Consider the following 24602-nt stretch of genomic DNA (forward strand, 5'->3'; position numbering starts at 1 on the left):
GAGAATAAGTAGTACTTAAATTATTGGATCATCTCGGTAAAAGTTAATACTTCATAAATAACTACCAATAAAAACCTGTTTTCTATTGCAGCATTTCCATTGTCTTTGCGTTATAATTAGTCGCTTTATTGTAGGTGATGAGTATTCTATAACTATGACTAGTGAACGAAAAATGTTAGTGACCAGTGCCTTGCCTTATGCTAATGGGCATTTGCATCTGGGACATTTGGTTGAGCATATTCAAACAGATATTTGGGTCCGTACTCACAAAATGTTGGGTATTCAATGTATTAGCGTTTGTGGGGATGACGCTCATGGAACACCCATTATGCTGAAAGCAGAGCAGCTGGGAATTACTCCAGAAGCTTTAACCGCCGAAATTAAGTTAAGTCATGAAAAGGATTTTAAAGCCTTCGCTATTGATTATGATTATTACCATACCACTCATTCACCTGAAAATCAGGTATTGGCGACTAGCATATTTGAACGTTTGCAGGCAGGCGGTGATATAGTCAAAAAAACAATTCGCCAGTTTTATGATCCCGTAAAGCAAATGTTTTTGCCGGACAGGTATGTGAAGGGAACTTGCCCCAAATGTGCTGCTGTCGATCAGTATGGTGATAATTGCGAGGTTTGTGGCGCCACTTATTCACCGACGGATTTGATTAACCCTGTTTCTGTTATATCGGGAGCCAGCCCTGTAGAAAAGGAATCAGAGCATTATTTTTTTGATTTGCCGCGTTACGAAGAGTTACTTAAGGATTGGACAAGAAAGGGGCATTTACAAACTGAAGTAACGAATAAACTCAGCGAATGGTTTGAGGCGGGTTTAAAGCAATGGGATATTTCTCGCGATGCTCCCTATTTTGGTTTCCCTATTCCCGGTGTTCCGGATAAATACTTTTACGTTTGGTTAGATGCTCCCATAGGCTATATGGCAAGCTTTAAAAAGTATTGTGATGAGCGGGGCGTTTCTTTTGATGAGTTTTGGGATAAGGCTTCAAAAACAGAATTATATCATTTTGTAGGCAAGGATATTGTGTATTTTCATGCTTTGTTCTGGCCAGCTATGTTAGCTGCCAGCGGTTTCAGAACACCTACTGCCGTGTATACCCATGGGTTTTTAACGGTTGAGGGGCAGAAAATGTCCAAATCGCGCGGTACTTTTATAGAAGCACGCGCTTATCTAGCTCACTTGCATCCTGAATATCTGCGTTATTATTTCGCTGCCAAATTGAATGGTCGAGTAGACGATTTGGATTTGAATTTTGACGATTTTGTCAATAGGGTGAATGCGGATCTGGTAGGGAAGGTAGTGAATATTGCAAGCCGATGCGCGGGATTTATTAATAAGCGCTTTGATAATCGATTGAGCTCAGAGTTGAGTGATCCAAAATTATACAAAGACTTGCTGAGCGCAAGAGAGTCCGTGATTGACGCATTTGTTTCAAGAGACTATGCGCGAGCAATAAGACAAATCATGGATTGTGCTGACAAAGTCAATCAATACATCGATGCCAATAAACCTTGGGTATTGGCTAAAGATGAAAGCAAATTAAATGAAGTTCATGCCATATGTACAATGGGAATCAATTTATTCCGCATTTTAATAACCTATTTAAAACCAGTCTTGCCAATGATGGCCAAAGCTTCAGAAGAATTTTTAAATTCTGAGCCTTTACACTGGGGTTCTATCGATAAACCTTTGCTAAACCATCGTATAAATACTTTTAAGCCTTTGATGGTTAGAGTAGAAAAAGAAAAAATTGAAGCGATGTTGGTTCAAAGCAAGGAATCTCTGATGACTACCCCAGTAAAAGAAAATACACCGGTTGAGGACGCTAACCTAATCAGTATTGAGGACTTTGCCAAAGTCGATTTACGGATTGCAAAAATTGTCAATGCGGAACCTGTGGAAGGCGCAGATAAACTAATGCGCTTGATTTTAGACTTGGGTGATGCTCAAAAGCAGGTTTTTGCTGGCATAAAAAAGGCTTATGATGCTGAAGAATTGATTGGGCGTTTGACAGTAATGGTTGCTAATTTGGAGCCCCGCACTATGCGTTTCGGTGTTTCTGAAGGCATGGTATTGGCGGCAGGGGATGGGCAGGGAATTTACTTATTACAACCTGATGCAGGAGCAGTTCCTGGCATGAAGGTGAAGTAATGGCCTCTGTTAAAGAAATTGATGCGTTATTGCCGCAAACCCAGTGTGGGGAATGCAGATATGCTGGTTGTTTGCCTTATGCTGAAGCGCTTGCCCAAGGAGCGGCCCCTATTAATAAATGCCCTCCTGGTGGTGTTGAAACTGTAAAAGCTTTAGGAAAATTACTGCATCTTGATGCATCTCCATATTTGAAAGAAGCAATAGATAATACTCGGCCTCCCTCAGTTGCTGTTATCAAAGAGGATGAATGCATTGGTTGTACTAAATGCATCAAGGCCTGCCCTGTTGATGCAATTATTGGTAGTAGTAAATTAATGCATGCCATTATTACTCATGAGTGTACTGGGTGCGGCTTGTGTGTGGATCCTTGTCCTGTTGATTGCATCGAGATGGTTAGTTTGCCTGCTGCTGGATATGATAAGGATTTGGCTCGCCAGCGTTATAATGCCAAACAAATGCGCCAGTTGCGGGATGAGCATGAAAAACAGCAAATATACAGGGAAAGAAAGAAACTTTCAGCCCATGCGCAAGATCATACTCAAGACGTACAGGCAAAACAAAATTATATTCTTGAGGCTTTGGCTCGGGTGAAAGCAAAAAAAACATATGAATAAACAAAAATCACAAGAAATTTTCAAACGTTTTCAAGAACAAAACCCTCATGCTACAACGGAGTTGCAATATAGTACCCCTTTTGAGTTATTAATTGCCGTCATGCTTTCAGCCCAGGCAACGGACGTCAGTGTTAATAAAGCCACAGCCAAACTATTCCCGGTAGCCAATACCCCACAAGCCTTACTGGATTTGGGATTAAATAGATTAAAAGATTACATTAAGTCCATAGGTCTTTATAATAGCAAAGCACAAAATATCATGAAAACCTGTGAAATACTTATTGATCAGCATGAGGGACAAGTTCCTGGCCAGAGAGAGGCGCTGGAAGCATTGCCTGGTGTTGGCCGAAAAACTGCAAATGTGGTTTTGAATACAGCATTTGGTCAGCCAACCATAGCGGTCGACACCCATATTTTCAGAGTGGCTAACCGGATTGGCATAGCGAAGGGTAATACACCGCTGGCGGTTGAGCGGGAGTTATTAAAAAAAGTGCCCCGTGAGTTTTTACATGACGCTCATCACTGGTTAATATTACATGGCCGTTATGTCTGTACAGCGCGTAAACCACATTGCAAAACTTGCATTATTGAAGATCTTTGCGAATACAAAGAAAAGAATTTACTTTAAGACAAAGCCATAATGAAGGAAACTCAAACGATAATGAGCAATCTATGCCTCATAAAAATGACGGGCTGTTGTATTTCAAATTCATTCTATCAAATCATCCGGGTTGATATTAGCTTTTGTACAGTTAAAACACAAAAGTTCAATTGACCATCAGCTCTTATAAAAAATTTCAATAAAGTTCAAGAAAAGTGCTCTTTCCCTCTGGTATTTCCCAATTTTTACTCATAAAATGAAATTCCGCTGTTGCAGGAGAGCATTATGAAGTGGTTTTCATCGGTGGTAAATGGAGTCAAAACAATTGGGTCAAGCCTGTGGGAAGGTTCAAAATGGGTTTGGAGCAACGCCTCATTGTCAAAAATCACGACTGGTGTATTTAGATATACCGCAAATACAACTTTTCAAGTGTTAGAGCAGGCAATAGCCTTGCGTGATGCTGTTCCCACCTTGGTCAACAATCCTCAGGCGAAGAAAATTGCCTATGGAATGGGTTACATTCTTGTTAACGATGTTTTACCGTTGGTTGCTTTAAATTTTGCAAACAATACGGCACAAAATTATTTCAGAGAGGGATATGACGAGGATGCTTCATGGTATGCGCCTTATTCTCTTTTTTTATCGGGATTAACTCTAACGAATTATCTGGTCAAAGCATACACCTGGCGGCAAGGAGTCCAAACTGTAGCACATGTAGCGGTTCTTGACTCATTAGGCCCTTCCTCATTTAATTCAAATAAGAAATCACTTCCTCCTTCAATCTGCGATGAATTAGATTGTAACTATAAGCGTAAAATTAAAGGTTGGGGAAGAGAGCCTCTTGTTTTAATGGCTAATGATGCACTGACTTACGGTGTTAGTTTAATTCCTTATGTAGGTGAGCCTCTCTCACAAGTATTAAGAGTGTATTTCAATGGCCGTTATATTATTCGTTTAACTACACCAGAGCTGTGTGAGCGCCATAAATATTTGGCCATGAAACCAGAGTCTGTTCTAGGATTTGGGCTAACCTTTGAAGCGACAAGTATGTTAATGGACAAGGCTCTGGAATCTACTGTGGGCATGCCACCGTTTTTATATTACAGGGCTCTGCGACATTTATTGCTGCTGATGCATATTAATGTTGCTGCACATATGGAGTTGCCTAAATCTGATTTGAAAGACAAAGCCTCGTCTTTTGATCCGTTTAATGTTTATGAACGCGTCAATCGCTTTGTAGCGGATGTCATATTTTCAGGTTTAATTAAAAGGATACCCATTGATTTCAAACCAGATAAAGATGCTGAGCCGTTAATTCCATTATCCCCCGCTCTAAAATTTGGTACTATGGTGTTGAATATGGATTTGGAGAAGGAAAAGAAAACAGCTCCCGGATTTTTTAGCAAAGCCATAGATAAAGCGTATGTTTTGGTTTTACCTCCTGTTTTTCGCGGTGCTAATGGCTTAATCAACGATCCAATTGTATTTATGTATTGGCCTACTATTCGCTCAGGGGCTATTTCTGCTGTTGAATTTGTAGAGGGTGTGGGGAAAACCAAAACGATGGCTACTTTGGCATGGGCACCAAAAACTGTAGCAGCCGCCATCAATCTCAAATTTGGAATCCCTAAAAAAGTAACACGCTTTGTTTTAATGTTAAGCAAAGAAGAAGACTTCTGGAATCTGGCTACAGCATTCAAATTGTGGTTTGAGAGACACAATATCAAAGGTGAACCAAAATTAATTACAGGCTCGAATCTGGCTTTGAATGGGGTGACACCTCTTCAGCCTACTCCAGTATCTGTTGAAAAGGAACCCATAGTTTCTCCCCATCTATTAATTACGGAAAAAGATACTAAGGAAGTAGTGCCAGCCAAAAGCCTCATTCCTGTTCGATCCCAACCTCAGACTGGAGTTGTAGTGACGATTAGCCCTGATAGTTTATTTTCAACCAGGAGACGCCGAATTAATCCAGATCAAGAAAAAGTTGCGATAACAGAACTTAGCATCAGTAAATAAGTTTTAGAGGCTTTCTTGACAACAGGGCAACAGAAGTGTGTTGCCCGATAAAGATCCTACCGAGTTCTATCGATGATATTATGCAGGTTGTAAATGGGGCGCTTGCCGCCACTTAAAATAATTTTTTTCGTTTAAAAAAATACAGCATGAGCATTGCCAGAAGTACCATGGTAACCAGAATCATAGGGTAACCGTATCGCCAATCCAGCTCAGGCATAAATTTAAAATTCATTCCATAAACCCCAGCAATAAAACTTAAAGGAATAAAAATACTGGCAAACAAAGTCAGAATTTTCATGGATTCATTCATGCGATTATTTATAGTAGACAGGTATATGTCTAGCATACTTGCCGACATTTCTCTATGCAAATCGATCGATTCTACCAGGCGAATGCAATGATCATATAAGTCCCGGAAGTAAAGATTATACTTTTTATTGATTAATCCTCCATCGTCTGTAAGCAACAAATGGACAATATCTCTCAAAGGAGGAATGATTTTTCTGAGGGTAATGGTTCTTCTTTTGATGGTGTATAACGCTTGTAACTTAATCGTTTCTGGTTTATTAATTAATTGATCTTCCAAGGTTTCAAGCAGTTGGGCTGAAGTTTCGACAAAGTTGAAATAATCATCAACAATATAGTCCATGATCAAATAGGTCAAATAATCACTTCCATATTCTCTGGTTAACGAGTGCTCTCCATTAAGGCGTTGATAAATCGATGCTAAATTATATTTTTCAGATTCTCTGAATGTGAGTAAAAGTTTTTGCTTGATGATTAAACAGAACTGTTCTGTATTATAAGATAAGTGATCGGGAGGGGATTGTAATAATTTAAAAACAACAAAAATATAATCGTCTACAATATCCAGTTTGGGTCTTTGTCTGGTATTAAGCAAATCCTCGATAACCAAGGGGTGTATGTTGTATTCTGAGCAAATTTTAGTAATTTTATCGATGTCTGCAAGACCTGATATATCTATCCAAATATTATGCCCGGCCTCATAGGCTTCTTTCACTTTTCGGGTATCGAAGGAATCTAACCGCTTATAATTCTTTTTGTCATAAATATGTATCGTTACTTGAGTTGGTTGCGGTGGGTGTTCGCCTATATATACGGCAGTTCCCGGTAATAGTCCTGCTTTTGCTGAAGCCTTTGTTTTATGAGTATTCATGAAGTTATCTCAGCTTATTTATTTTCTTATTAACTTACCATTTAGTCATTGTTTAAGTCGACAGTTGACGACTCTCGTTTATCTTGCTATGCAAAGGGCTATAATGCTATATTTGCGACCTGATTAGCTTAATAAAGGGCAACTATTATTTGAAGCTTATAGGGATGTTGTTAATACTTCCATGTAAATCATAAAGAATTAACCCTTTATAGTCAGTCTCTATCAATAAGGCAGAATGAGTTGTTATATACTATGGAAGCTCTTGTCGTATGAATCAATCGTTATCACCCCAACAATCCCCCGGGTTTTTGTTCATCGCAGTGAGTATGATAACTTGCCTGATATTATTAATTAACGTTTCTTTTAAAATTATTCTACTCGGGGGATTGGTATTTGCAATAAACAGTTTGATTTGTCCCCTTATTGCAGCGTTATTTTTATTCGCACTGAGAAATTGTACCTTCAAAGAGCAACGCCATTTACTTAATATTTGTTTGATGACTTTATATATGTTTTGTATTGGGGTTTATGTGCTCGTCAATTTACCTGCTGCTGAATACATGCATGATAATCCAGCCTATCAAGTTATTTTTGAAGAAATACCCAAGAAATTTTTTGCTACAACTATCGCTTTTGCACTCAGTTTCTATTTGCCTCATTTATTGTTTTGTACTAAAAATGACAGGGTTTTATCAACTCCAAAGCAATGCGTGTTATTAGCTTTGCTGGGGGGGGTAAGTTTTTTTTGCCTGGATTTTTATCTATTATTTTCTGCTCCACATGCTCATAGTTTCAAGCAAATTTTCATCGATTCATTCATGATCTCGTCTCTTTTACTCCTAATTATTGGTGTAGTTTATTTAACATTTTTATTGAACGACAAACAACATAAGAGCAAAACATTAATTGAAACCACAGAATTAACGCTTTTTCCAATTTATCAATATTTGATTTGCTTCGCTGTGACCGTGATGTTGGTTTGTTTGGCCTGTGAGTATCGAATCATCGCGATCAATAAAGACTTGGTTTTATCTGCCAGCTGTATTTTCTTTCCAATTACTATCATTATCAGTTCTATAGTTGGCGAATTGTGGGGTTACCAGGCCAACTTGAAATTAGCATTGGCTCTTCTTGCGGCACAATTTATTTTTGACATGTTATTGATGGGGAGTGTTGCACTACCTTCTCCTCCTTTTTTTAATTTGAATCCTTTTTATCATTACATCATGCCACGCAGGCTATCAGCTGCATCGTTGTCATTGTTTGTCACTTTTCTTGGTAATGCAATGCTATTGCACTATTTAAAGTATTCAAAATGGAAAATTAACCGATCCTTGCGAATATTAATCGCTAATATATCAGTCAACTCGTTATTATGCCTGGTTGACTACAGTTTGCTTTATGGCGGTATTTATCCTTACGAACAAATTATTAATTTAGCGGTGAGTGTTTGGCAATACAAACTATTGACAGCGTTAATTGCTCTCCCGGTCATTTTATGGATGTGCAAGATTTTAGAAAGAAATTATTCATTAGTTGTGCAAACAGAGAGGAATTAAATAAATTTAATGGTTCATTCTCTTATATTTTTTGAAGGAATGAGATATACACTAATAGATTAAGTAAGGTAAGTGGGGCTCCCACAAGTATAAACTCCAGAAATCCAAAACCTCTGACACCACGTTTTTCACTATTTTGAATAATAATAATGTTACTTGCTGCCCCCAGGATAGAGAGATTACCGGCAATAGTACTTCCCGCAGCCAGGCTCAGCAGGGTTATACTGGAATGATTATGACTCATCAATAAAGGCAAATATATTGTTACTAATGGGACATTAGAGATCAATTGGCTCAGGGCGATACTCATTATAAAAATCACTACGATGTGGCTGACATCAATATGAAAATCACTCATTCCGGTTTGGAAAAAGCCGCTATCCCATACGCTTTGCATTAAAATAAAGGTACTCGCAAAAAAAACTAAAGTTCCCCAATCCAGTTTTTTTATATAATTCCATCGATGCTTGCTAAACCAAATTGGTAAAGACGACAAGAGTGCAATATAACTAAAATTCAACTGAAATTCTGAATAATGCAGGAAATCCGTCAAGATTTTGATCACAGTCAGAACTAACATCATGAGCAAGCTCATTTTAACCAAAGTAAGATTGTTACGGTCATTTATTAAAGGGAGAACTGGTTTTTTAATAGGTTCTTTTAATTCATTTTTGTATAAAAAAAGAATAAAAAAATAAACTATACCCAGATTTAACAAAGTAGGTACAGCCAAGTGTTTGAAAAACTCAAAAAATGGCGAAGCCATCTCTCCCTTAATAGCAATCAATAAATTTTGTGGATTGCCTATAGGACTCATGGTGCTTCCAATAGTAATTGAAAATGCCAATGCCAATAGCAAGGGTTTAATTAAATTTTTATGTGATTGACACAGTTGTAAAATGATAGGTGTACCTATAATGGCAATGGTATCATTCATTAACACCGCGGAGCTTAAACCCAGAATAAAAACAATCAACATTAACGTTTGTTTTCCATTATTCGCATAATAAAAAATTTGATCGGTCAGAAAAGCGAGGTAGCCACTTTCCTCTGCGGCTTGTGAAATGAAAAAAACACCAAACAAATAAAGCATGACATCCGGCTCAACGGCAGTGAAAGCGCGTGATGGTGTTATCTGTTGGCAGAGCAAAACAGCATTGGCTCCTGTTGCCATAATTGCCCAAATTGGAATGATAACTCTGACAACCTGGCGTAAAGCAATTGCAATAAGAATAATCAGAAGAATGATGACAGCAGAAGGCATTTCTGTCCTCTTTTAATTAATCCCTCTCCCTTTTTACCGGCCTTTTCCAGCCGTAGATGGTTTTTTGTCGTGATTCGGTTAATGTTAACTCATCGGGCGGCACATTCCGGCGTATGGTGCTCCCTGCTCCTATTGTTGCGTTAGCGCCCACGGTAACTGGAGCAACTAATTGAGTATCTGATCCAATAAAAACACCATCTTCGATAATTGTTTGATGCTTATTAACCCCATCGTAATTACAAGTAATGGTTCCAGCGCCAACGTTTACATTTTTTCCTAACAGGACGTCCCCTAAGTAACTGAGATGACTGGCTTTCGTGCCTTCATCAAAAATCGCTTTTTTAGTTTCAACAAAATTGCCGATTTTACAATGGGAAGCTAATTGCGTCCCTGAGCGCAAGCGGGCAAAAGGACCGATGTGGCAGTCGTTTGCAATGTGGCAGCTTTCCAGTACGCTATTAGCGTAAACTTCACATCCATCGCCTAATGTGACATTAGTCAGACTGCAGTTTGGGCCAATTTTACAGCCATTACCTAAAACTACCTTGCCTGTAAAAATGCAGTTAATGTCGATATAGACGTCTTTGCCACAATATAATTCTCCTCTCAAATCAAAGCGGTTGGCATCAGCCAGGGTCGCGCCTTTTTCCATGAGTTGATTGGCTGCTCTTTGCTGCCAGGTGCGTTCGAGTTGCTGAAGTTGTTGGCGATTATTAATGCCCTGCACTTCAAAGCTGTTCTTGGCGGTTAATGACGTAATGGGTGTTTTATTTTGTACAGCCAATGAGATAATTTCAGTTAAATAATATTCGCCTTGCGCGTTACTATTACTTAGTTGAGGCAACCATTTCTTCAGATTATTTGCCAAAGTACAACACACCCCGGAATAAATTTCTTTTATATTCTTTACTTGCTCATTTGCATCCTTTTCTTCTACAATGCTATAAATTTCACCTTGGTTGTTTCTGATAATACGCCCAAGACCGCTTGGATTTTCCAGTTCTGCAACCAGGAGTGCTAAAACAGAATGATCTGGATTTTGACGTTGGCTGCATTCAATTAATGATTGAAGAGTTCCCACTTGAATCAGGGGAACATCGGCAGATAAAACCAGAACGTATGCATCGTCAGGGATATGGGGCATGGCTTGCAAAACAGCATGGCCAGTCCCTAGTTGCTCTGCCTGATGCACCCAATGAACAGGTAAGTTGGGGAGTGAACTTTTAATTTGTTCACCACCATGACCATAAATGACATGAATTGCATCGGGATTTAGTTGCTGAGCGGTTTCCACGACGTGGGTTAACAACGGTTTGCCAGCTAGGTGGTGAAGAACTTTGGGCGTGTCCGAATACATTCTTTTACCTTGCCCTGCAGCTAAAATAATAATTTGTAAATTCATGAGATTTGTGTTTTCCTAAGTTAAATATCATAATCGGTGCTGATTTAAACAGTCTGCCCCAATGTTATGAATGATGTAAAGAGCTATATGATAAATAAGTTGCAGTTAAAGGAGTAGAGCAATGAATATATTTCTAAAGGTTTTAAAGAAATTAATGAAGGAAAAATTGAGTGAGTTATCCGCCAATTTGAAATGGAAGTCAGAAACCATTGGGTATAATACCAAACTATCAATCGATCAAAAGGATGTTATTGATAAACTCGAAGAAAGTATCGTTCTTTTTAAAGACTCAGGTAATGACGAAGCGGATTTGCTGTCAATCAATACATTGATAGATACTGCCCGAATAAAAATTCAATCCATAAGAGAATCCTATGGTGAGCCGAGAGATAAAGGGGAATCTGTAACCTGTCTCAATAATTTGAAAAATCACTCCAACGATTTTCTTGGCAAACTAAAGAAATTTGATTTTGATCTGTTAAATAAAGCTTATACAGAAACACCTGAAAATATTGTCTATTACCATGCTGCTATCTATCTGGGAGATGAAATTTTTAGCCCCAGAACAGGGATAGATTACGAAATCCGCACCAAAAAAGAAGTGCAATTGGCAGTAAGGCTGCAGGCATTAAGCGAGCGGATTAATCCAAGCCACAATTTGGAAGAACAAAGAAAAAGAGCGTTGCAAGTGTTGCAAGATCTTGCCCAGGACAATCAAAACGCTATCAAGAAAGATAAAGGTTTTTCTCTCCCTGGTTTAAGCTTTTGGGGTGTTTCAGTAGTTACCCCATCGGATTGGTTTAGCTCAGGAGAAGGTCGGTTTGGCGTTGAATTTAATACGGCGGTTCGTACCATTCAGGGAATGACTGAAAGCCAGTTTGAAAGACCGACAGTAAAACAAACAACGGCAAAGCAAGACGAGACCAAACCATCCGATGTAAAAAAAACAGAGGCAACAGACGAGGAGGATGAAGAACATTCATCTGAAAATACTCATACAATATAAGTTACTTTCAATGGGTGTATTTTGATTTTTCTGCCTCGAATGCATACGAGAGGTCTCCAAAAGATATTTTCTGTTGGAGCAAGGAGATCCCTCGTTCTTAAATCTGCAGTTCACCACACAAATTGGTTTCAATCAGTTTTTTGATTTCAGGGATTTCCAGATTCTTGCTTAATAAATACAGCAATTTGCAATGAGCTGCCTCAGGTGTCATATCATGGCCGCTAATCAAGCCTGCTTCTTTTAAAGTATGTCCTGTTGCGTATTGATTCATTTCCACTTTCCCCTGGTGGCATTGGGTGCAATTAATAATAATAACCCCCCTGCCGCAAGCTTCCTTAAGCAAATTTAAAAATCTTGGATCATTGTTCTGGGCATTACCTGCCCCATAGGTTTCAAGGATTAAACCCCGCAAAGGTTGATTTAAAATGTATTCAAGAACGTCAGAGGCAAAGCCTGGGAACAGGCGGAAGTTTGCGATGAAGTGAGGAGTAATGGTTTGTAGATGGAACGGTGCTTTGGGGCGTGGCAATAAACGGTGTTGATGTAACTCGATATCGATACCAATCGATGCCAAGGGTGGGTAGTTGGGCGAATCAAAAGCATTGAAGCGTTGGGCACTAATTTTTTGGGTGCGATTGCCTCGAAACAAATGTTGATTGAAGTAGATGCATACTTCACGGATAGGTTGATGAGCACAAAGCCATAAGGACGTAATGAGGTTATCTGTCGCATCGTTACGAATCTCGGATAAAGGAATCTGTGAACCAGTGACTATGACGGGTTTTCCCAAATACTCCAACATAAATGACAAAGCGGAGGCAGTGTAAGCCATGGTATCAGTGCCATGTAATACAACAAATCCGTCAAACTGTTCATATTCGTGAGCAATATCTCTGGCAATCCTGTTCCATTCCGTGACGGTCATATTAGAGGAGTCAAGTAGCGGCTGATATTCTTTGATAACGTAGTCAGGCATGTCTTGATGTTTTAGAGCAGGAATGTCTGCCAACGCTTTTTGAATGAATCCTGGCGAAGGCTCATAACCATGCGATGTTTTTATGCTGCTGATTGTGCCGCCAGTATTGATAATTAAAACTCGTTTTTTCATGCGGATTTATAATCAATGATGTGTTATTGTTTCGATAAGTATAGCGAAAACTTAGCTATACCAATAACAACTAATTTCAAGACTTGCGAAAAGCCTCAATCTCTTTGGTAAAAAAGATTTTAATTCAGCTACTTAGTTTATCGAAACTCCCTCGTTAAAAACATTTTTTCCTTTGATTTTGGGGCTTTTCCTAAGTTGTGAATATGCTGCCCTATTGTTATTCGCTCTCTAATGGTCGCTCAGTTTATCAGAACAAGATCTGCAACCATTAGGGAGCGAATAATGCATGATGTTATTAAGAACAATAAAGTTACCTGTCTCCAAGGTATTGAGAGTCATTATGATGAGCAATTTTTGTACTATAATGAATCAGAAAATGCAATATAAAAACAGGGAATAAATTAGTCCAAATAATATTTGCGGATTTAATTGTAAGCTCTTGTACTTTGTGGAAAAATCAAGTTATTAACGGTTTATTCTAAGCAGTGACATCATGGTTATCGATCGTGCCGGATATCGCTTGAATGTAGGTATTATCCTTGTCAACGATTCTGATAGAGTTTTTTGGGGGAGACGAAGCGGGCATGACGCTTGGCAATTCCCGCAAGGTGGATTGGCACCTGGCGAGACGGCCATGCAAGCAATGTATCGTGAATTGCATGAGGAAGTCGGGTTGGATAAAGGTGATGTTGAAATATTGGGTTCAACCAGGCGTTGGCTAAAGTATCGACTTCCGAAGCAATATTTGCGCCATGGTAGTGAACCCTTGGTTATCGGCCAGAAACAAAAATGGTATTTGTTAAAGCTTGTAACAAGCGAGCAAAAAGTCAGATTGGATTTGAGTGATTCTCCCGAATTCGATAGCTGGCGGTGGGTGGATTTTCATGAGCCTGAGCAACAAGTTATTTTCTTTAAGAGGCAGGTTTATATTCAAGCGTTAAAAGAATTAGAACCTTTGTTAAAAAAAGAACGCCGTACCCCTTATGGCTTAAAACGTAAAAGAGGTAATCAAAGAGCTTAGATGCTTAAAATACTTAAACGGATAGTACAAGATGTTACCGCTGCCAGTGATTTGAAAGAAGCACTTGGCATTTTGGTGCAACGTATTAATACAGCCATTAATGCGGAGGCTGTTTCCGTTTATCTTATTGATAATAAAAATGCTGAATACGTGCTGATAGCCACGGAAGGTTTGAACAAACAGGCGGAGTTTAGAGTCAGAGTTGCTCTTGATTGCGGCCTTATCGGGTTGATAGGACGAAGAGAGGAACCTATCAATATAGAAAATGCTCCCTCTCATCCGGATTTTTATCATAACCCATTAATTGGCGAAGATCACCTGAACGCTTTTTTAGGCGTCCCTATTATTCAACATAGAAAATTATACGGTGTTTTAGTTGTACAACAGCTTGAACAACGTCATTTTGATGATGCTGAAGAATCATTTCTTATTACCTTGGCGGCTCAATTAGGCGGGATTATTGCTCATGCAGAGGCAACAGGTGAATTGGCCGAGTTAACACAACCTAAAAAAGGTATAGGAGTCGACAAGGTAGAAGCGGCTTATACTGCGCTGACTGGAATAGGCAGTGTTCCTGGTATAGGAATTGGTACTGCCGTGGTTGTGTACCCACCTGCGGATATTGATGCTGTCCCTCGTAATCCAGTTGAAGAATTGGAAGATGAAATCAATGCGTTTTATGAAGCTTTGGAAACGACAAGAGATGATATCAGGCGTTTAAGTAAACGCATGAAAGAAACTGTTGCTGAGGAAGAGCATGCTTTATTCGATGTGTATTTAAGAATTTTGGATAGGGATAGCTTGGGTGCTGAAGTAGAGCATGTGATTCTTGAAGAGAAAATCAGCGCTCAAGCTGCCCTGGCTACAGTGATCAAGAAACACGTGCAGCAATTTGAAAGCATGGGCGATGATTATCTGCGCGAACGAGCCAGCGATTTCCGTGATTTGGGCCGAAGAGTTTTGGCGGAATTACAACGTACCCAAAGAGAGGAAATTGTTTATCCGAAGAGAACCATTTTAATAGGAGAAGAAATTACTGCTGCCGCTCTGGCAGAAGTTCCAGAAGGGCAATTGGCGGGTGTCGTTTCAGCTAAAGGCTCCAATAACTCCCATGTTGCTATTTTAGCGAGAGCTCTCGGTGTACCTACTGTGATGGGGTTGAGAGGATTAAAAGTAGAATTGGTATCGCGTCGGGCTTTGATTGTTGATGGCTATTATGGGCATGTTTATATCTCTCCTTCCAAATCATTATTAGCGGAATTTAAGCAATTAGCTCAAGAAGAACAGGAATTAAACCAAAGCCTGGTAAGCTTGCGTGATAAACCAGCCGAAACTACTGATAACTACAGAGTCTCTTTGCAAGTCAATACTGGCTTGGCAATGGATGCTGGTTTATCAATGAGTGTTGGTGCTGAAGGAGTTGGTTTATACCGTTCAGAAGTACCATTTATGAGTCGAGATCGATTCCCTTCAGAAGATGAGCAGACCATTATTTACAGACAGACTCTTAAGGCTTTTGCTCCACGTTTGGTAACTATGCGTACCCTGGATATTGGTGGAGACAAAATTCTACCTTATTTTCCAGTTGAAGAGGAAAACCCTTATTTAGGATGGCGTGGAATAAGGATAACTCTTGATCATCCAGATGTCTTCCTGATTCAGGTTCGTGCCATGATGCGTGCCAGTGAGGAACTGGATAATTTACGTATCATGTTGCCTATGGTCACTACGCTTAGCGAAGTAGAAGAAGCCGTTTATTTGATTGAGCAAGCATTTGAAGAGCTGGTGGAAGAGGGGTGCGAAATAGTAAAACCTAAAATTGGTGTCATGATTGAAGTGCCAGCCGCTGCTTATCTGGCAAGAGAAATGGCGAAACGAGTGGATTTTATTTCGGTGGGTAGTAACGATCTTACACAATATTTATTGGCTGTGGATAGAAATAACGCCCGAGTTGCCGCACTTTATGATCCCTTGCATCCAGCCATGTTGCGTACATTGCTAAAAATAGTCGAAGGAGGGCATGCTGCTGGTGTTGAGGTGAGTATTTGTGGCGAAATGGCGAGCGATCCTTTAGCTGTGATTTTGTTAATTGCTATGGGTTTTGACACCTTAAGCATGAATTCCGCCAGTTTACCCAGGGTGAAATGGGTTATTCGCAATTTTGCTATCGCGAATGCCCGTAAAATTCTGGCAGAAGTTTTGGAATTTGAACATCCTGCTGAAATACGATTTCATTTGCAAAAGGCTCTAGAAGAGGAAGGATTAGGGGGATTGATCAGAGCAGGAAAGTCATGATATCCGGTGAGTTACTGATTAATGGAGTGATTTACATCATTATTGGTGCTTTTGCAGGAATAATGGCGGGCGCTCTGGGCGTCGGTGGCGGGCTTATTGTGGTACCAGGACTCGTCTATATTTTTCAACACTCGCAGGTGATTCCAGAAGATATCCTTATGCATGTCGCTGCAGGTTGTTCACTGGCGGTGATGATTTTTACTTCTTATGCATCCTTAAAAGCACATAATAAAATGGATGAGATACTCTTACCCCTTTTTAAGAGGTTATGTCCGGGTTTGGTTCTTGGTACTATTTTAGGTTCCATAATGGCTTCTTTTATTCCAACCCATTTATTGAAAATAATATTTGGACTGTTCTTGCTTGGCGTAGCTATGAAAATGCTTCTTGATGCCCAAGTGAGCCACACTGATAAATTTCCGGGATATTGGCTTAATACTTTAGTCAGTAGTTCAATAGGTTCGATATCTGGTTTATTAGGGGTTGGAGGAGGAGTCATCATTATCCCTTATCTGACTTATTGTGGAGTTCCAGTCAGAAAAATTGCCGCAGTATCCAATTTGAGCACTTTTGCGGTTGGTCTAGTGGGTACAATTGTGTTTATGATTACTGGCACATTAGACATGACAAAAATATCGTATTCCATAGGGTATATATATTGGCCAGCAGTTTTAGGGGTAGCAATCCCAAGTAGTTTGATTGCACCACTTGGGGCGAAATTAAATTATCTTTTACCCGTAAATTATTTAAAATATGGATTTATAGTGATTTTAATTACCACTGCAATTCATATGTTTTTGTGAAAGGAATTTGAATAACCATGCTCACCTATCCAAATATTAATCCAATTGCTTTTTCTTTCGGGCCATTAAAAGTTCATTGGTATGGTTTGATGTATTTAATCGGTTTTGTTGGCGCCTGGCTACTGGGTTATTGGCGTATCAAACATTATAAATTGAACTGGAATAACGACCAGTTAAGTGATTTGATCTTTTATAGTGCCCTTGGCGTTATTCTTGGGGGCCGAGTAGGTTACATGTTGTTTTATGACTTTCAGGAGCTTATCCACCACCCCTGGGTATTATTTAAAATATGGGAAGGCGGGATGTCTTTCCATGGTGGTTTGCTTGGAGTAGTGATTACCGTATGGCTATTTTGTCGTAAATACGGAAAAACTTTTTTGGAAGTTGGAGACTTTGTTGCGCCTTTAGTTCCTTTAGGATTAGCGGCAGGTCGCCTGGGAAATTTCATTAATGGGGAATTATGGGGTCGTGTCACTGATGTTCCGTGGGGTATGATATATCCTCATGTCGATGATCAACCAAGACACCCCTCTCAATTGTATGAATTTGGTTTGGAAGGAGTCGCTTTATTTATTTTGATTTGGTGTTACGCGTCAAAGCCAAGACAACAAGGGAGAGTGAGTGCTTTATTTTTAATGGGATACGCGATTTGCAGGTTAATTGCTGAAAGCTTTAGGCAACCTGATTCGCAATTAGGTTTTGTGGCATTTGGCTGGCTGACAATGGGGCAGGTTTTATCCATCCCTATGTTATTAATTGGAATTTGGTTATGGTGGGCTAAGCGATGAAAACATATTTGCAATTGTTGGAGCATATTTTACAACATGGGATAGAAAAATCGGATAGAACGGGCACTGGAACATTATCTGTATTTGGGTATCAAATGCGGTTTGATTTGACCAAGGGATTCCCGCTGGTCACTACTAAAAAGCTACACACGAGAAGTATTGTTCATGAATTACTATGGTTTTTGCGAGGTGATACCAATATTTCTTATCTTAAGGAAAACGGGGTAACTATTTGGGATGAATGGGCAGATAATAATGGTGATTTGGGGCCTGTCTATGGAAAGCAATGGAGGAGTTGGCCCACTGCTGATGGACGCACCATTGATCAATTAAGTGATGTAGTGCAACAAATAAAGAGCAACCCTGACTCTCGTCGCTTGATTGTAAGCGCCTGGAATGTGGGTGAATTGGAGCAAATGGCTTTAATGCCTTGTCACGCCTTGTTTCAGTTTTATGTTGCAAACAACAAGCTATCCTGTCAATTATATCAACGCTCAGCCGATGTATTTTTAGGAGTTCCTTTCAATATCGCTTCTTATTCTTTGCTTACTCATATGGTTGCTCAGCAATGTAATTTGGATGTGGCTGAATTTATATGGACCGGGGGAGATTGTCATTTGTATCTTAATCATTTGGAGCAAGCGCAAATCCAATTAACAAGAGAACCTTTGCCATTGCCCTCTTTAACAATTAAGAGAAAAGCGGCTTCTTTATTTGACTATGCTTATGAGGATTTTGAATTTGTGAATTATCAATCACATCCTGCAATTAAAGCGCCTATCGCCGTTTAATTTTTATCAGCATTGGATTTTTATTGCCACTTATGGTTTAATATTGCCTCAAGTGTTTATTAGGGGTTCAATGCCGTGAAAAAAATTATGGTGTTTGTATTGCTGACGGTTGTTTGTAGCGCAGGCTTTTCCAGTAAATTGAGTAAATTTCTGAATAAAATGGATGCTGAGCAAAAACAAAGAGATGCTCAGGAATGGCAACAGGATATGAACTTTGGAGATTATGCTTTTCGTTTGAAAGAGCGCTATATCGATGATCGCGGACAACGTTGTCGTGATTACGAATTCAGAGGACGCTCCAACCCCTATCGACATGGTTATTTTACTGTGTGTGATGATCGTTGATTTGGCTGAACATACTCTTTCTGTATATTAGATTATCGTCCGCTCCCTGACGGTCGCGGCTCAGATTATAACTAAAACTGAGCCGCGACCGTCAGGGAGCGATTGTCCGAATAGGCCCTACACTAAATTCCTAATAATATCAGGTAAAGGCACGGATTTATTTTGGGTATAATCAATCCAAACTATTTTACTCACTCCTTGTGCCATAAGCGTTTCTTCCTGATACAAATCATGGTCCATAATCATGCTGGAATTGCCAAGACTGTGTACCTTGCTGTGTATGGTTACAGTAGCAGGATAAACGATTGGTTTCAGAAAGGTACAAGCCACATGGATGACAACAGGACCTGTTTGACCTGTCATTTTGATGTCAAGCTCCCGGAGCCAATCAATTCGGGCTTCCTGAAAATAATCAAAATAGCGGGCATTGTTAACATGTCCTAATGCGTCCATATCGCCCCAGGCGATATCAAAAGTTTTTTTATGTATTATTTCGTTTATTTCAGTCATGATAAGTCCATAGGATCAACATCCACATTCCAGCGGATGCCATTACTTAATTTATTCATTGTTAACCACTCTCTCAATTGCGTCAATGAACTTTTTAGAACTTTTCTTGAAGGGGATTTAATTAATAGTTGCATTCTATGCTGGTTAGCTTTTCGTGGCAAAGGAGCTGGTGCAGGGCCTAATACCTTGAGAGGATGGGCCTGAATTTGATCTTTGGTTGCTTTTAGGAATTGAGCTACCTTGTTGACGGTTTTGCCTTGAGCCCTGATGACCGCTAAAAACTGAAAAGGGGGCATTTGAGCCTCCTGTCTTGAAATTAATAAAGCGTTTGCAAATTCATCATACCCATGCTGAATGAGTAGATTAAGCAGGGGATGATCAGGTAAATAAGTTTGAATCAATACTTGCCCGGGATGTTCTGCCCTGCCTGCTCGTCCAGATACTTGAGTTAATAATTGTCCCAAATATTCAATAGCCCGGAAATCCTGGTTGTAAAAGCCTGCATCAGCATCTACGACAACGACCAGGGATAGGCGGGGGAAATGGTGTCCCTTGGCTAGCATTTGAGTGCCTATGATTAGCTGAGCTTCCCCTTTATTAATTTTGTCCAAATGGCTGTTTAGAGAATTTTTTTTACGAACCTCATCTCGGTCAATTCGTAAAACATTCGTATCTGGAAACTGATGGCTTAAAAACTCATAAATTCTCTGGGTGCCAGATCCTACGGGGATTAATTCTTTGCTTTGGCAGTTATTGCAAAACAAGGGTATTCTTTGGGTTAATCCGCAATGATGACAAATCATTTGTCCTGCCTGTTTATGCAAGGTTAAATGGCTATCGCATGCTTTGCAATCAACCATCCATCCACATTGATGGCAGAGTAATATTGGAGCAAAGCCGCGTCGGTTAATGAAAACAAGTACCTGGTTTTGTTGCAGCAAATGATTTTCTATGATTTTAAGGGTTGGGAGAGCCAAGCCATGCTGTACCATTTGCGAGCGTAAATCAATCAGTTGATAGTGTAATGGCATAGTGGAGGCGGCTTTGTGCGTTAAGCGTAATAAAGTATATTTTTTTTGTTTGCAGTTGTGGATGGTTTCCAGACTGGGAGTGGCTGTACCAAGAATGATAGGAATATTGGCAAGATGAGCACGCATTAAAGCAGTATCTCGCGCAGAATAACGCACCCCTTCCATTTGTTTGAGCGAACTGTCATGCTCTTCATCGATGATAATTAAACCGAGATTGGGCAGAGGGGTAAAAACGGCAGAACGAGTTCCAATCACCATTTTAACTTTGTTCTCTTTTGCCAGCTGCCAGGCAATTTGCCTTTCTGATTCATTCAAATTGGAATGTAATACGGTTATGGGATGGTTAAATCGGGCTGTAAAACGAGATAAAAGCTGAGGGGTTAACCCGATTTCTGGTACCAGCACCAATACTTGTTTGCCTTGCTCCAATATTTTGGCAATGACATGCAAATAAACCTCTGTCTTACCACTTCCGGTAACACCTTGCAGTAAAAAGCATTGGTAATGATGGATGTGTTCTAAAATGGAAGCTACGGCAACGGCTTGTTCAGGATTGAGTGTTAATGGTGGACTGAGTTTTTCAGGAATTTTGGTTGGCAAGGTAACTTGCTGTGACAGGTTAATGGCTTGACAAGCAAGTAGTGCCGCAATTTGAGTTCCGTTGTAGCCATGTTGTTTTAGGGTCTGTTTGGAAATTCCTTTCTGGTGCCTGCTTAAAAAATCAATCAATTCATGTTGTTTTTTTGCTTTTTTCGAGATGAGTGTCTTCGCCTTTTCAACAGGGATATTCAATTGATAAAAATCTTCTGTAGGTAGTGAGCAAGGCAAACCCAGGCGATATTTTTTGGGTATTACCAAAGGAATCACTTCAGATAATGGTGACTGATAATAACTTCCTACCCATAGACAAAGCTCTAAGAGATCTTCAGGAACCAGAGGTTTGTCATCGATTATTGAAGTGATTTTCTTTAACGAATGGCCCGTTTGCTGGCCACAAACTTTATTGATTACAATGCCCACCCGGGCTTGATTGCGAAAAGGAACCCATACTCTTCCGCCAATACATGGAGTTAAATCCAGGGTTTCGTAATCAAAACAATCTCGATTGGTATGGGGGATACAAACTTGATAAATATCGTTCATTTAACTTCTAAGCCATTCATGACTCGCTGATTGGCCGGGCGCGGAAAACACTTTGACTACTACTTTTTCGATACGATGTTTATCTAACTCCTCTTTTTCTTTAATCAGTTCATTAACAAACCAGCGTGATAACTCTTCCACGGTAATATTGGTTATGGGCATTAAGGTGACATCTTCTTTAAGAAAAGGGATTTTTTTCTTATTGAAGATGAAATAATAATATTCTTCGTCTTCCGAGTATTCTAAAAAAGGTGAAAATTGTGGCATAAGAAAAGTTTGATTTAAGTAGCGGCATAATTTATGAATCCGCTCTTTGTAATAACGGTAATCAAAAGTCATACCATTTTCTTCTACCCAGGTAGTTAGAGCCAAATAAACAGAATACATATGACCATGCAAAGGCTCTCTTTCTGTTGCCGAAAAGATGGTGGTATGCCCGGCAGAAAACTTCATGGATTCTTTCTGTAATTCCACAGTAGTCAGATATTTTTTCATAATTATAAATTCACTCGCTTATCATTTATCAGAAAACCATTTAAATCAATTTCCAGATCTTTGGTTAACGCAATGACTTTGAATAGCTCTCCCATTTCACTCGGTTGAGTTAGCTGTTTAATGGCCTGTTTTGCCGCAAACAGTTCCTGTTCATCATCAAGAGTATGGATTAAGCTTAGCAAACCGTTCGCCAGCAAAAAAGAGGCTTGATTAGTATACCCTGCAACATGAAATCCCGCCTGGTGCCCTGCCTCAGCAACATGAGTAAAATCAACATGTGAAGTGATATCCTGTTCTCCCGGGTTAAGTAAGGGATTGGAATGAGAATAATGTTGGTAATGACACATTAACGTGCCTTGATTACGATCAGGGTGATAGTATTCATGACGAGGGAAGCCATAATCAATAATAAAAAAAGCCCCTTTTTTCAACATATGACTGCAATTCAACAACCAATCATCAAGAAATAAATTAGCCTCAGTAAGGTAAGGATAATCGAGTTGTGGTAAATGATTTTTGATATAGGCCAATAGTCGTTGATTTTGTACTGGTTTGAAGATTTCTGCTAATTGATCATGTTCATCCAGAGTGACATAGCTTTCCAGGATTTCTGTTTCAGATTGCATAAAGCGATAAACTGGCATGGCATCCAGTACTTCATTTGCTATTATTACTCCATTAAAAGGAGCTTCTGGCCATTTGTCCAGCCAGTGAATCAAGCCGGCCAATTGTGGGATTTTTTGTTGAATCAATTCTTGCTGACGATGACGTAAGTTAGCACTTACTTCCAGGATGAAATATGAGTCAGGCAAGCACTGTAATTGTTCCAAATGAGTCAATGTATCAATACAGAGCTTTCCAGTTCCGGCCCCAAACTCGAATAGTACGGGGGAATCCAGCAAGGGCAGAATTTGTTGGAATTGGTTGGCTAAAGTTTTGCCGTACAAGGATGTTAATTCAGGAGCAGTGATAAAATCACCGTGTTTTCCTAACTTTTGCAGTCCTGAAGTATAATAACCCTCATAGGGGGCATAGAGTGCTTGCTGCATAAAATCTATAAAAGGGATTTCTTTTTGCAGTTTTAACTGGTTTATTAGAGTTTGTTTTAAATTCATAATCACTTAAACTATCGTTAGACTTTTTTTAAACTCGCTGTGAACAAGAGGGTGCGAGGAGAAACAAAGAAAATACTGAAGTGTACACAATAATACTTGAGGATTCGAGCATCCTGGCTGATTAGTTTTTGCAGTGAGGTTGCGAAAGGAGTCTGTTACCATATGGGGAACGTACCTTGAATCAGACAAACACGCAAGAAGCCAAGGTTGCTTTAGTGACTGGAGGCGCTAAACGTATCGGCGCAGCAATTGTTAAAAAATTACATCTCTCTGGATATCAGGTAGCCATCCATTGTCGTTCTGCTTTGCATGAAGCCGATATTCTGGCCAAAGATTTGAATCAGTTGCGTACGAATAGCGCCATTGTCATGCAAAAAGAATTAACTGAGCTTGATGCAGCAGAAGAGATCATATCCAAAGTGAAACATTGGGCCGGCCGTTTGGATTTGTTAGTCAATAATGCGTCTGTTTTTAAACGAACGGATTGTCATTTTTTGAATGAGGCAGACTGGCAATATCTGTTTGCAGTGAATGTTCAGGTTCCCTTTCTGCTGAGTATGGCTGCTTGTCCTTTACTGGCCCCATGCAAGGGTTCCATTATTAACATAACTGATATTCATGCAGATAAACCACTTAAAGGATATTCGGTATATTGTCAAACTAAAGCCGCATTGGAGATGCAAACGAGGTCGCTTGCTCGTGAGTTGGCGCCAGAAATAAGAGTCAATGCCGTCGCGCCTGGTGCCATTGCCTGGCCTGAGAATGACAATAGTTTAACTGCGGAAGCACAACAAAAAATTATCGAAAAAACGCCATTAAAGAGCCACGGCAGCGCTGAGTTTATCGCTCAGGCTGTCCTCGCTTTGGCTGAAAATCCATTTATCACAGGTCAGACATTGAAAGTGGATGGTGGGAGAAGTTTGACAAGCTAGGGTTGTATACTGGATTTCAATTCAATAGCTCAATTTACTATATAGCGATTATTATTATGTCAAAATGGATTTTATTTTCTGGCTCCTTTTTTTTATGCTTATTCTCTTTAAGTGTTCACTCCAATTCTTTTGATAAAGATCAGTTAGTGCAAAGATGCCAGATTCTTCATGAGGAATTAAAGGAGCTGGAATCTCACCAATACCAGGGGGTATGTCGGCATAAACTGGCATTAGCTGCAAATAAGATATTCTCTGCAAAAATTAGAATTGTTTATGAGAATTACAAAGGCGCTAAACAAGATCTTTCAGTATCAATGAATAATATGAAATTTGCAGAAGATATTTCTTGTGTTTTTAAGTCAGAGATTACCAAGGCTAGAATGGAAGCCCGAGAAATTCAGCGTGAGCTGAACTAA

General features: G+C 39.6%; 22 protein-coding genes. 14 read left to right on the forward strand and 8 right to left on the reverse strand.

Annotation, left to right across the window (positions count from 1 at the left end):
- Positions 1-154 precede the first annotated feature (154 nt).
- The 4 genes from metG (at position 155) to OQI99_RS12705 (ending at position 5401) form a co-directional block, all read left to right on the forward strand.
- Positions 155-2167 carry a methionine--tRNA ligase gene (gene metG / locus OQI99_RS12690; RefSeq protein WP_061513084.1) on the forward strand — a complete coding sequence of 671 codons (2013 nt, stop codon included), beginning with the start codon at positions 155-157 and terminating at the stop codon, positions 2165-2167.
- On the forward strand, positions 2167-2781 hold the full coding sequence (locus OQI99_RS12695; protein ID WP_061513085.1) for an RnfABCDGE type electron transport complex subunit B: 615 nt from the start codon (positions 2167-2169) through the stop codon (positions 2779-2781). Before metG ends, OQI99_RS12695 begins: the two co-directional genes overlap by 1 nt.
- Complete coding sequence (gene nth, locus OQI99_RS12700) at positions 2774-3409, forward strand: endonuclease III (RefSeq protein ID WP_061513086.1); 636 nt, start codon at positions 2774-2776, stop codon at positions 3407-3409. Before OQI99_RS12695 ends, nth begins: the two co-directional genes overlap by 8 nt.
- 240 nt (positions 3410-3649) lie before the next feature.
- A complete protein-coding gene (locus tag OQI99_RS12705; protein ID WP_080446619.1) occupies positions 3650-5401 on the forward strand; it encodes a lpg2879 family Dot/Icm T4SS effector in 1752 nt (583 codons plus the stop codon).
- Between the two features lie 112 nt (positions 5402-5513).
- On the opposite strand, the gene corA is transcribed toward OQI99_RS12705, so the two are convergent.
- Positions 5514-6578 (reverse strand): magnesium/cobalt transporter CorA, encoded by a 1065-nt coding sequence (gene corA, locus OQI99_RS12710; protein WP_061513088.1) that lies wholly within the window; start codon positions 6576-6578, stop codon positions 5514-5516.
- Positions 6579-6847: 269 nt separating this feature from the next.
- Here corA and OQI99_RS12715 point away from each other — a divergent pair, with 269 nt between their 5' ends.
- On the forward strand, positions 6848-8137 hold the full coding sequence (locus tag OQI99_RS12715) for a VUT family protein (protein WP_061513089.1): 1290 nt from the start codon (positions 6848-6850) through the stop codon (positions 8135-8137).
- Between the two features lie 22 nt (positions 8138-8159).
- Here OQI99_RS12715 and OQI99_RS12720 read toward each other — a convergent pair whose 3' ends face one another.
- Together OQI99_RS12720 and glmU are read right to left on the reverse strand one after the other, a co-directional pair.
- The gene (locus OQI99_RS12720) at positions 8160-9401 is read right to left on the reverse strand and encodes an anion transporter (RefSeq protein ID WP_061513090.1); all 1242 of its coding nucleotides are present in this window, start codon (positions 9399-9401) and stop codon (positions 8160-8162) included.
- Between the two features lie 16 nt (positions 9402-9417).
- Positions 9418-10803: a bifunctional UDP-N-acetylglucosamine diphosphorylase/glucosamine-1-phosphate N-acetyltransferase GlmU gene (gene glmU, locus OQI99_RS12725; protein WP_061513091.1), complete on the reverse strand. Its 1386-nt coding sequence runs from the start codon at positions 10801-10803 to the stop codon at positions 9418-9420.
- A 121-nt stretch (positions 10804-10924) separates the two neighbouring features.
- Here glmU and OQI99_RS12730 point away from each other — a divergent pair, with 121 nt between their 5' ends.
- Positions 10925-11809 carry a lpg2874 family Dot/Icm T4SS effector gene (locus tag OQI99_RS12730; protein WP_061513092.1) on the forward strand — a complete coding sequence of 295 codons (885 nt, stop codon included), beginning with the start codon at positions 10925-10927 and terminating at the stop codon, positions 11807-11809.
- Positions 11810-11906: 97 nt separating this feature from the next.
- Here OQI99_RS12730 and ansA read toward each other — a convergent pair whose 3' ends face one another.
- Positions 11907-12917 (reverse strand): asparaginase, encoded by a 1011-nt coding sequence (gene ansA, locus OQI99_RS12735; protein WP_061513093.1) that lies wholly within the window; start codon positions 12915-12917, stop codon positions 11907-11909.
- A gap of 493 nt (positions 12918-13410) precedes the next feature.
- Between ansA and OQI99_RS12740 the strand changes: the two genes are divergently transcribed.
- The 6 genes from OQI99_RS12740 to OQI99_RS12765 all read left to right on the forward strand — a co-directional run bounded on the left by OQI99_RS12740 (position 13411) and on the right by OQI99_RS12765 (position 18960).
- Positions 13411-13938 carry an RNA pyrophosphohydrolase gene (locus tag OQI99_RS12740; RefSeq protein WP_010948558.1) on the forward strand — a complete coding sequence of 176 codons (528 nt, stop codon included), beginning with the start codon at positions 13411-13413 and terminating at the stop codon, positions 13936-13938.
- On the forward strand, positions 13939-16233 hold the full coding sequence (ptsP, locus tag OQI99_RS12745) for a phosphoenolpyruvate--protein phosphotransferase (protein WP_061513094.1): 2295 nt from the start codon (positions 13939-13941) through the stop codon (positions 16231-16233).
- On the forward strand, positions 16230-17036 hold the full coding sequence (locus tag OQI99_RS12750) for a sulfite exporter TauE/SafE family protein (RefSeq protein ID WP_061513095.1): 807 nt from the start codon (positions 16230-16232) through the stop codon (positions 17034-17036). Before ptsP ends, OQI99_RS12750 begins: the two co-directional genes overlap by 4 nt.
- A gap of 17 nt (positions 17037-17053) precedes the next feature.
- Positions 17054-17824 (forward strand): prolipoprotein diacylglyceryl transferase, encoded by a 771-nt coding sequence (gene lgt, locus OQI99_RS12755; protein ID WP_061513096.1) that lies wholly within the window; start codon positions 17054-17056, stop codon positions 17822-17824.
- Positions 17821-18615: a thymidylate synthase gene (gene thyA / locus OQI99_RS12760; protein ID WP_061513097.1), complete on the forward strand. Its 795-nt coding sequence runs from the start codon at positions 17821-17823 to the stop codon at positions 18613-18615. The genes lgt and thyA overlap by 4 nt, the downstream gene beginning before the upstream one ends.
- A 75-nt stretch (positions 18616-18690) precedes the next feature.
- Positions 18691-18960 (forward strand): hypothetical protein, encoded by a 270-nt coding sequence (locus tag OQI99_RS12765; protein WP_061513098.1) that lies wholly within the window; start codon positions 18691-18693, stop codon positions 18958-18960.
- A 117-nt stretch (positions 18961-19077) separates the two neighbouring features.
- On the opposite strand, the gene OQI99_RS12770 is transcribed toward OQI99_RS12765, so the two are convergent.
- The 4 genes from OQI99_RS12770 to OQI99_RS12785 are packed head-to-tail and all read right to left on the reverse strand — an operon-like array spanning position 19078 to position 23254.
- Complete coding sequence (locus tag OQI99_RS12770) at positions 19078-19470, reverse strand: acyl-CoA thioesterase (protein WP_061513099.1); 393 nt, start codon at positions 19468-19470, stop codon at positions 19078-19080.
- Positions 19467-21644: a primosomal protein N' gene (locus tag OQI99_RS12775; protein ID WP_061513100.1), complete on the reverse strand. Its 2178-nt coding sequence runs from the start codon at positions 21642-21644 to the stop codon at positions 19467-19469. Before OQI99_RS12775 ends, OQI99_RS12770 begins: the two co-directional genes overlap by 4 nt.
- The gene (locus OQI99_RS12780; RefSeq protein WP_061513101.1) at positions 21645-22139 is read right to left on the reverse strand and encodes a 6-pyruvoyl trahydropterin synthase family protein; all 495 of its coding nucleotides are present in this window, start codon (positions 22137-22139) and stop codon (positions 21645-21647) included. It lies immediately after the preceding gene.
- A 2-nt stretch (positions 22140-22141) separates the two neighbouring features.
- Positions 22142-23254, reverse strand: a complete 1113-nt coding sequence (locus tag OQI99_RS12785) for a class I SAM-dependent methyltransferase (protein ID WP_061513102.1) — start codon at positions 23252-23254, stop codon at positions 22142-22144.
- A gap of 176 nt (positions 23255-23430) precedes the next feature.
- On the opposite strand from OQI99_RS12785, the gene OQI99_RS12790 reads away from it, so the two are divergent.
- Together OQI99_RS12790 and OQI99_RS12795 are read left to right on the forward strand one after the other, a co-directional pair.
- A complete protein-coding gene (locus tag OQI99_RS12790) occupies positions 23431-24186 on the forward strand; it encodes a pteridine reductase (protein ID WP_061513103.1) in 756 nt (251 codons plus the stop codon).
- 56 nt (positions 24187-24242) lie between these two features.
- Positions 24243-24602: a hypothetical protein gene (locus OQI99_RS12795; RefSeq protein WP_061513104.1), complete on the forward strand. Its 360-nt coding sequence runs from the start codon at positions 24243-24245 to the stop codon at positions 24600-24602.

This window comes from Legionella sp. PATHC039, assembly GCF_026191275.1.
Classification (GTDB): Bacteria; Pseudomonadota; Gammaproteobacteria; order Legionellales; family Legionellaceae; genus Legionella; species Legionella pneumophila.